General features: G+C 68.2%; 7 protein-coding genes. 1 reads left to right on the forward strand and 6 read right to left on the reverse strand.

Features of this window, described 5'->3' with window-relative positions:
- Positions 1-161 precede the first annotated feature (161 nt).
- Together DCO49_RS18270 and DCO49_RS18275 are read right to left on the reverse strand one after the other, a co-directional pair.
- Positions 162-2,576, reverse strand: a complete 2,415-nt coding sequence (locus tag DCO49_RS18270; protein ID WP_116865209.1) for an EAL domain-containing protein — start codon at positions 2,574-2,576, stop codon at positions 162-164.
- 202 nt (positions 2,577-2,778) lie between these two features.
- Complete coding sequence (locus DCO49_RS18275) at positions 2,779-4,725, reverse strand: DEAD/DEAH box helicase (protein WP_116865210.1); 1,947 nt, start codon at positions 4,723-4,725, stop codon at positions 2,779-2,781.
- A 245-nt stretch (positions 4,726-4,970) separates the two neighbouring features.
- On the opposite strand from DCO49_RS18275, the gene DCO49_RS18280 reads away from it, so the two are divergent.
- Positions 4,971-5,192, forward strand: a complete 222-nt coding sequence (locus DCO49_RS18280) for an RNA-binding S4 domain-containing protein (RefSeq protein ID WP_108768272.1) — start codon at positions 4,971-4,973, stop codon at positions 5,190-5,192.
- Between the two features lie 20 nt (positions 5,193-5,212).
- Here DCO49_RS18280 and ubiM read toward each other — a convergent pair whose 3' ends face one another.
- The 4 genes from ubiM to DCO49_RS18300 form a co-directional block, all read right to left on the reverse strand.
- Positions 5,213-6,391, reverse strand: coding sequence for a 5-demethoxyubiquinol-8 5-hydroxylase UbiM (ubiM, locus tag DCO49_RS18285; RefSeq protein ID WP_116865211.1), 1,179 nt, complete (start codon positions 6,389-6,391; stop codon positions 5,213-5,215).
- Positions 6,392-6,478: 87 nt separating this feature from the next.
- On the reverse strand, positions 6,479-6,868 hold the full coding sequence (locus DCO49_RS18290; protein ID WP_116865212.1) for an MAPEG family protein: 390 nt from the start codon (positions 6,866-6,868) through the stop codon (positions 6,479-6,481).
- Positions 6,869-6,880: 12 nt separating this feature from the next.
- Positions 6,881-7,444, reverse strand: a complete 564-nt coding sequence (locus DCO49_RS18295) for a DUF4019 domain-containing protein (RefSeq protein ID WP_116865213.1) — start codon at positions 7,442-7,444, stop codon at positions 6,881-6,883.
- A gap of 58 nt (positions 7,445-7,502) precedes the next feature.
- Positions 7,503-8,669 (reverse strand): hypothetical protein, encoded by a 1,167-nt coding sequence (locus DCO49_RS18300; RefSeq protein WP_116865214.1) that lies wholly within the window; start codon positions 8,667-8,669, stop codon positions 7,503-7,505.
- Positions 8,670-8,930 lie beyond the last annotated feature (261 nt).

An 8,930-nucleotide genomic window follows, 5' to 3' on the forward strand; every position in this document is an offset into this window, starting at 1 on the left:
GGCGCCATGGATGGCGCCATCGAGCCCCCATGGACGGGTTTACGGCGTGTCCTGCCCATCCACACCGCCCCGCCATCCCACGGAATGCCGCTGTTGCTGTTGCTTCGGCCGTTGCCGTTGCATTGAGCAGGTGCAGGGCTGCAAGCCCTGCCGAAAACCCCCTACCCCGTCGGGCCCTGGGTGCCGACCAGCCGCACTGGCCGCTGGTTGGCCAGCGTCAACCGCTCCAGTGGCTGCGGCCGCTCGATCGCATAGCCCTGCAGCCCCTCCACCCCCATGTCGGCCAGCGTCTGTGCCACCTCGGCCGTCTCCACCCACTCGGCCACCACTTCCATCTGCAGCTCGCGCCCCAGCTCGCTGATCGCCCGCACCGTCGCCCGGCTCACCGCATCGGTGTCCATGTCCCGCACGAACGCGCCGTCGATCTTCAGGATGTCCGCCGGCAGCTGCCGCAGATACCCGAACGAGGACAGGCCCGAGCCGAAGTCATCCAGCGCCATCCGGCAACCCCGCGCCTTCACCGCGTCGATGAACGCCCGCGCCTGGGTCAGGTTGCTGATCGCCGCCGTCTCGGTCACTTCGAAACAGAGCTTGGCCGCCAACGCACGGTTGCGCTCCAGCAGGTCGCAGACGAAGGCCAGGAAGCTCGGCTCGGCGATCGACTGCGCCGACACGTTGACGTTGCACAGGCCCAGCTGGCGTACATGCGCCGGGCATACCTGCAGGTGGCGGAACAACAGGCCGAGCACATGGCGGTCCAGCGCCACGGCCATGCCATAGCGCTCCACCGCCGGCATGAACTGGCCCGGCAGGTGCAGCGCGCCGTCGGCATCGCGCATGCGCACCAGCACCTCGTAATGAAGGTAGCCGGGATCGCCGACCTTGGCGATGCGCTGGGCATACAGCAGCATGCGGTTCTCGGCCATCGCCCGGCTCACCCGCTGCAGGCGTTCGGCCTCGTGGCGGCGTTCGTCCAGCGCGAGGCGGTCCTCGTTGAAACAGTGCACGCGGTTGCGGCCGGCCTGCTTGGCTGCATAGCAGGCGCTGTCGGCGGCACTCATCAGCCAGTTCACGTCGGGCGCATCGGCGGTCACTTCCACCACGCCGATGCTGCAGCTCAGCTGTGGGCTGCCCTCGCTGATCGGGAACGTGGCCTGCCCCAGGTTGCGGACCAGGCGCTGCAGCACGCGCTTGGCCTCATCCTGGCTGGCCCGGCCTAGGAACACCGCAAATTCGTCGGCGCCCAGCCGCCCCACCCAGTCACCGTCGCGCACCGCGCCGACCAGGTATTCGGCAAAACCGCGCAGCATCTGGTCACCCGCGGCGTGGCCGAAGCTGTCGTTGACCAGCTTGAAGTGGTCCAGGTTGATGTAGCACAGCGAATGCGTGCCGCCCTCCGAGCGGACCTGCAGCAGCGCGCGTTCCAGCAGCCGCTCGATCTCGCGGCGGTTGATCAGTCCGGTGAGCGGATCGTGGCTGGCGTGGTGCTCGATCTCGCGGGCCAGCGCATGGTTCTGGCTGACATCCTCGATGATGGAGAACACCGACAGCCGGCCGCCGGCATTGCGCACGGCGGTGCCGCTCCAGCGGCCCCAGACCAGGCTGCCGTCACGGCGGCGGAAGCGCAGTTCGCCCGGCCGCAGCTGGCGATCCCAGTCGATGCGGCCGTCAGTGTCCAGCACCAGCTCACCATCCATCAGCAGGTCGCCGAGCGCCATCTGCTGCAGGACATCGCGGCGGTAGTCGAGGATGTCCGCCATGGCCTGGTTGGCCTCCATCACCCGCCCGGCCGCATCCAGCTTCAGCATGCCCACGTTGGCCTGGTAGAAGGCCGCGCGGAAGCGGCTTTCGTGCTCGGTCAGGTCCGTGCCGACCCGGCGCGCCAGGGCTATCGCCATCAGGGTGATGACCAGTACCGAGAAGCCGCCGACGATGAGGGTGGCGATGCGCACCGTATGTGCCATGCGCAGCAGGGCCTGGGAAAATGCTTCGGCCTGCGATTGCAGCTGCAGGTCCACGTCGTGCACGCGCTGCATGTAGTGGTCGCGCACGCGGGGCTGCTGCAGTGATTGCGGCGGCACCTTGTCCAGTTCGTCGATCAGCGCCTGCATGGCCAGCAGGTGCGTGTCGGTCTGCCGCCACAACCGGGTGGCTTCACTGAACTCGCCGAGGTCACGTGCGTAACGGAACGAGAAAATCAACCGCGAGACGTCCTCGCGTGCGTTGCCGCCGCGCAGGAAGCCCTCGCGCGCCTTCGCCAGGTCCGGCTCGGGCTGTTCCAGGGCCAAGCGCGCATGCAGATCGCCCAGCGGCACCTGCAGGGCGCGCCGGGCGTCGTTCAGATCATGCGCATCTCCGCGTGCCAGATAGCGGCTGAGCGCGGCGGTGGCATCCTGCTGGCCACGCGACCAGTGCCCCTGGCCCGCAATCCAGGCGGTGGACGCCGCCTGCAGTTCCTGGATCAACGCGGACAGGCCGACCAGTCCGATCGCCGTGCCCGTCAGAAGTACGAACCGCACCCACAGACCACGGGTCATTGGTACCCGCCGCCGATGCTGCTCCTTGCCTCTACCCATCCCGGATCCCCCCGAATGTGCGGTGACAGCCTCCTTGTCCAACTATGCCAGCCTATGGCCGCCCCTGTGTGGACCATGCGAAGCCGGACCACGAAAAAGGGGTATGGAGGGGACTGAATCGATTCAATCCACTCCCCTCTTTGTGGCCCTGAACGGACAACGCCAGCCCGGGGCTGGCGTTGTTCAGGCACTTCGCGGTGGATCAGTAGCTGCGCGGGCCGCGCGGCTTGAAGCCGTCACGACGCGGCGGACGGCTGTCGCGGTCACCGCCGCGGTCGCCACCCGGACCACCGTGGCCAACCGGGCCGCCCGGACCACTACGGCGCGGACCACCCGGACCACCCGGACCACGCTTGTCGAAGCGCGGCTTGAACGGACGCGGTGCCGGGTTGGTGTCTTCACCCGGGGCCAGCGCACGCATCTGCAGCTGCTGGCCGGACACCCACACCTTCTGCAGGTGCGAGAGCACGTCCTGCGGCATCTGCGCCGGCAGGTCCAGCAGCGAGAAGTCGTCGTGGATGTCGATGCGGCCGATGAAACGGCTTTCCAGGCCGGCTTCGTTGGCGATGGCGCCGACGATGTTGGCCGGCTTCACACCGTGCTGGTGGCCGACCGAGATGCGGTAGGTCTCCATGCCCTGCTCCGGCGCACCGCGCGGCGGCACGTCACGACGCGGACGCTGCTCGAAGCCACCCTCACCGTCTTCACGGCGCGGGCCACGCTCGAAGCGCGGGCCACGCTCGTTGCGGTCGAAGCGATCACCACGCTCCGGACGGTCGAAACGCTCACGCGGCGCACGCTCCTCACGCGGGGCGCGCACCGGCGGCTGCAGCAGGAACGGAGTATCGCCCTGCAGCATCTTGGCCAAGGCAGCAGCCACTTCGATGGCCGGCACGTTCTGCTCGTTCTCGAAGCGTTCCAGCAGCTGGCGGTAGAAGTCCAGGCCGCCGGCACCGAGGGTTTCGCTGATGCGCGAGGTGAACTTGTTGATGCGGGTGTCGTTGACCGCTTCCACGCTCGGCAGCTGCATTTCTTCGATCGGCTGGCGGGTGGCGCGCTCGATCTGGCGCAGCATGCCCTTCTCGCGCGGGGTGGCGAACAGGATCGCCTCGCCGCTGCGGCCGGCACGGCCGGTACGGCCGATGCGGTGCACGTAGCTTTCGGTGTCGTACGGGATGTCGTAGTTCAGCACGTGGCTGATGCGCTCCACGTCCAGGCCACGGGCGGCCACGTCGGTGGCAACCAGGATGTCCAGCTTGCCTTCCTTCAGCATGGCGATGGTGCGCTCACGCTGGGCCTGCTGCATGTCGCCGTTGATGGCGGCAGCGGCCAGGCCACGGGCCTGCAGCTTGCCGGCCAGTTCCTCGGTGCCGGCCTTGGTGCGGGCGAAGATGATCATCGCGTCGAACGGCTCGACTTCAAGGATGCGGGTCAGCGCGTCCAGCTTGTGCATGCCGCTCACCCACCAGTAACGCTGGCGGATGTTGGCCGAGGTGGTGGTCTTGGCCTGGATGGTGACTTCGACCGGATCCTGCAGGTAGGTCTGGGCGATGCGACGGATCTGCGGCGGCATGGTGGCCGAGAACAGGGCCACCTGGCGCTGCTCCGGCAGCTTCTTCAGCACGGCTTCGACGTCGTCGATGAAGCCCATGCGCAGCATTTCATCGGCTTCGTCCAGCACCAGGGTCTTCAGCTCGGACAGGTCCAGGGTGCTGCGGTCCAGGTGGTCGATCACGCGGCCGGGGGTACCGACCACGATGTGCACGCCGCGGCGCAGGGCCGACAGCTGCTGGCCGTAGGGCTGGCCGCCGTACACCGGCAGCACGCGGAAGCCGGGGATCTTCGACGAATAGGACTGGAAGGCCTCGGCCACCTGGATGGCCAGCTCGCGGGTCGGCGCCAGGATCAGGGCCTGGGGCTTGATCTGCTGAAGGTCGATGTTGGACAGTACCGGCAGGGCGAAAGCCGCCGTCTTGCCGGTACCGGTCTGCGCCTGGCCCAGTACGTCGCGGCCTTCCAGCATCGCCGGGATGGTGGCGGCCTGGATCGGCGACGGGGTTTCATAGCCGATGGCGGTGACGGCCTGCATCACGGGCTCGGACAGGCCGAGCTGCGCGAACTGCAGTGGCGCTTGGGAATCTTGGGACATGGGGAACTCCAAAGGCACGGCCATCTGCATGGCAGTGCGATAAAAAAGGGATGGTCCGCGCTTTGGGCGCCCTTCTTATCGCGTGCCCTGGCGCTGCTCGGTCGGAGGAGATTTCACTCACTCAGAGCGGAATGATACCGCACTCTCCCTGAACCATGCGTACAGGAAACCATTCGCATCCCCTTCCGGGTCGCGCTGGCGCACAATACGCGCCCTTCCCGCCCGCTTACCAAGGATACCCCACCATGCAGATCCTCGAATTCGACCTCGACGGCGAGTACGTTGAACTCAAGCAGCTGCTCAAGCTGGCCGACCTCGTCACCAGCGGCGGCGAGGCCAAGATGGTCATCAGCGAAGGCCAGGTGCTGGTCGATGGCGAGGTCGAGCTGCGCAAGGCCTGCAAGATCCGCGCAGGCCAGGTGGTTGAATTCGCCGACAGCCAGATCCGGGTGCTGGCCGCCGGCTGATCCAGGCGGGCCCAGCCGGTTCAGGCCACCCGCTGGGTCAGGTGCGCGGCGATCAGCTGCCGGAACGGCGCCACGCCCTGCGCCACCCGTAGCCCGGCCGCGCGCAGCAGGCGCGCCGGCCGGCGGTCGTCCGTATACAGGCTGGCAATGGCGTTGGTGGCCTCGTACAGCGGCCGCGACGCCAGCCGATGGCCGCGCTGGTAGCGGCCCAGCATGTCGGTCGCGGCGATGTCCTCGCCCCTCCGCTGCTGCGCCAGAATGCCCTGCGCCAGCCGTTGCGCACCGGCCAGGCCCAGGTTGAAGCCATGCGCGGTGACCGGGTGCATGCCCACCGCGGCATCGCCGATCAGCGCCGAACGCTCGCCGACAAACTGGTGCGCGTACACCCCCACCAGCGGATACGCCTTGGGCGTGGCCACTGGCTGCATCTGCCCCAGGCGATGCTCGAAGCTTGCGGTGATGGCCTCGCCAAAGCCCACCTCGTCCATCGCCAGCAGCTCCTCGATCTGCCGCGGCGGCAGGGTGATGACCGCCGAGGCCTGGCCCTCTTTGAGCGGCAGCAGCGCCATCGTGCGGCCATAGCCGAACCATTCCCACGCCGCGTGATGGTGGTCGCGCTCGACCTGCATGCGGCAGACCAGCATCGACTTGCCGAAGTCGCGCATCTGCGCGCCGATGCCGAGCATGCGGCGGGTCGCCGAGAAGCGGCTGTCGGCGGCGACCAGCAGGCGGGCATGCAGTTCGCTGTCGTCATCCAGCGTGACCACGTGGCCCTGGGCGTCGGCCTGCACGGCCAGCACCTTGCGGCCATCGAACAGTTCCAGCCCGGCCTGGCCCTGCACCGCCTCCCAGGCGGCACGGCGGATCAGGTGATTGGGTACCAGCCAGCCGAGCGGCTGGCCATCGCGCTGGCCACTGGCGAAGGTCAGCGCGAACGGCGAGCCGCCGTTCAACACCCGCGCGTCGCGCAGCTCGGCAATTTCGGCTTCGGGCAGGCGCTGCCACAGGCCCAGCTGTTCCAGGCTCTGTCGAGACGCATGGGTCAGGGCAATCTCGCGGCCATCGAAAGCCGCCCGGGCCAGCGCCTGGCGTGGCTGCGCCTCGACCAGGCCGACCTGCATTCCACTGCCGGCCAGCGCACGCGCAAAGCACAGGCCCGCAGGGCCCGCACCGACCACTACCACGTCCATCCTGCGCATCCGCGCCTCCTGCCGTTGATTCCAGTCGCGCCCAGCATAGCGCCAGGCGCATGACCGGCCTTGATCTGGATCAGGCCCGCGCCTGCCTCAGAGCAGTGCGAACACCAGCTTGAAGATGGCCACGATCGAGACCACCCAGACCAGGCTGCGCACGTAGGGCACGCCGGCCGCGTACAGCGGCAGGTAGACCACCCGCGCCCAGAAATAGACCTGCGCGGCCAGCACCGTGGTCTCGTTGCTGCGCCCGGCCACCACCACCGCGATCGCGGCGGCAGCGAAGAACGGGAAGGTTTCGAAGAAGTTGGCCTGCGCCCGCTTCAGCCTTCCCGCCAGCGGGCTCAATGGCACGTCGGGCGCATCGCGCGCCGACGCGTTCCACTTCATCCCGCGTTCGTGGGTGACCACGGCAGACGCGGCGAAGATGTACACAAAGCCGAGCAACATCGCCCAGGCCAGCAGGGTCAGCTCAGTGGCCATCGAGGTTCTCCGTCAGGGTGCGGACGCGCGCAGGCTGTAGCCGGCCAAGCGCCAGGTCTTGTCCTCGTCGAAACGGAACGAGACCAGTTCGCGCACCGGCTGCGCGCTGTTGGCGAAGCGGGTCGGGAAACTGACATTGATGTACAGGCCTTCCGGCACGGCGGCACCAGCGGCGTACTTGACCCGGGTGATGGTCGGCTGGCCGCGGCCGTTCATGGTGCCAAGGCGGGTGCGATCGGCGGCCAGCTGGCTGACGAACGCCGCCTTGGGCACCGCGCGGCGGGCCACGGCCGAGGCACCGTCCCACAGCTCACCGGCACGGTTGCTGTCCACCAGCTGCGCGGCCTTCAGTGCCGCAGCGCTCATGTCCGCATCCTGCTTCTGCACCTGTGCCTGCTGCGCAGCGGTCAGGGCCGGGGCCGCCGGTGCGGCAGTGGCCGGCTTGGCAGCCGCCGGGGTCGCCTGCGCCGGGCGTGAGGGGGACGGTGCGGGCGTGGCCGGTGCCGGGGCTTGCGCCAGCGCGGTCAACGGCAGCAGGGACAACAGCAGGAACTTCGGCAAACGCACGCGCTTCATGGACACCGCCGGTTCAAGGGTAAGAACCGCAGTCTACTTCAGCCCGGTGAGTACGCCGTCAGCGCGCGGGGGCGCTGGCTTCCACGGCCGCGGCATCGCCCTGCGCGGCCGGCGCGGCGCCATCGGCGGCCGGTTGTTCGGCTACCGGCGGCTTCTCCGGCGGGGCCGGCGGCATGGTCGCCACATCGATCTCCGACAGCGGGCTCTCTTCCGGGCACACCTCATCGGGGAAGCCAAAGCGCTGCTTCAGCGCCTGGCCGCAGCTGTTGATCGATTCCATGTCCGCGCCTTCGCGCTTGCACTGCTGGTCGAAGGCCACCAGGAACGCATCCTTTCGCTGCACGAAATCATCGCCACAGGCACGCATCTGCTTGATCCGCTCCAGATCGTCCTGCACCGCGTTGGTCCCGTCCAAGCCGTACTGGCGCAGCTCGTCGGGGGTAAGAAGGCGCAGGCTGCGGTTGGGCACGGTCATCATCAGGTCGGCCACGCCCACCGCCACGCCGTTGCGCTGCAGGTAATCCTTCACATTGTCGTAGACCTCGTGCAGCTCGCGGTTGAGCTCGGCGCGCGAGGTGGCCTTGGAACTGATGCGCATCATGCGATGGATGCCGACCTTGCCCGACAGCAGCCGGTTGTCGCCGGCCGCGAGCACGAACACACAGGCGCTGTGGCAGATGGAACCCTCGCGCACCCAGATGGTCCAGCCCGACTCACCGATGCTGTCGCCGGCCACGATGGCCGATTCAACCTGGCCGCCGCTGGAATCGAGATCGAGGATGCGCTTGTGGATCTTCAGCGCATCGGCCACCACCGCCAGCCGCCACATCATTTCGGCGAAGCCTGGATTGATCTTGCCGTGGTAGCGCACGCGCAGCAGCCCGCGCTCGGCACAGGGCTGCATGGCCTGCTCGATCTGCTCGCGCTGCAGGCCTTCCAGTTCAACGCCGTCCCCGCCATCGACGGCGTAGTCGGTACCGCAGCTGATCCAGGCCTGGCCGTTTTCCAGCTGCGCCTGCGGCCACGCCCGATCCGCCCGGCTGCGCGGCGGCGCCACCGGCGGAGGCGGTGCGTCAGCCGCATTGATCGACACCATGTTCTCGCCATCGCTGGCCGGCGCCCGCGTCGCCTTGTCGGCGGCAGTGACGTTGCCAGGGTTCTCCAGCTGGCTGCAGCCCGCAAGGGCCAGGCACAACAGGGGCAACCAGCGGAATCTGACGGACATCGGGCAACCGGGCTTCATGGGAACAAGGCCCCAGTCTACCCGCCCCTGCCGCGCATTCAGCGCGCGCCACTGAACCCCTTCTGACCCAGGGGGGAAAGCGTGCCGACCAACGGTCGGCACCTACCAAGGGCAAAGCAAAAGCGTGTCCACAGCAGCGTTCGCCCCCAAGGGGTCAGAGCCGTTTTCCAACGGAAAACGGATCCGACCCCGAGCCCACCAACAGCCGCGACCAACTGTCAGAGGCGGGGCGGTGTGGGCTGG

The organism is Stenotrophomonas sp. SPM (assembly GCF_003105135.1).
Lineage (GTDB): Bacteria > Pseudomonadota > Gammaproteobacteria > Xanthomonadales > Xanthomonadaceae > Stenotrophomonas.

Excerpts from the sequence above, each read along its gene's own strand:
- DCO49_RS18295 (WP_116865213.1), bottom strand. The coding sequence starts at position 7,444 with ATGAAGCGCGTGCGTTTGCCGAAGTTCCTGCTGTTGTCCCTGCTGCCG.
- DCO49_RS18290 (WP_116865212.1), bottom strand. The coding sequence starts at position 6,868 with ATGGCCACTGAGCTGACCCTGCTGGCCTGGGCGATGTTGCTCGGCTTT.
- DCO49_RS18270 (WP_116865209.1), bottom strand. The coding sequence starts at position 2,576 with ATGGGTAGAGGCAAGGAGCAGCATCGGCGGCGGGTACCAATGACCCGT.
- DCO49_RS18280 (WP_108768272.1), top strand. The coding sequence starts at position 4,971 with ATGCAGATCCTCGAATTCGACCTCGACGGCGAGTACGTTGAACTCAAG.
- DCO49_RS18300 (WP_116865214.1), bottom strand. The coding sequence starts at position 8,669 with ATGTCCGTCAGATTCCGCTGGTTGCCCCTGTTGTGCCTGGCCCTTGCG.
- DCO49_RS18275 (WP_116865210.1), bottom strand. The coding sequence starts at position 4,725 with ATGTCCCAAGATTCCCAAGCGCCACTGCAGTTCGCGCAGCTCGGCCTG.
- ubiM (WP_116865211.1), bottom strand. The coding sequence starts at position 6,391 with ATGCGCAGGATGGACGTGGTAGTGGTCGGTGCGGGCCCTGCGGGCCTG.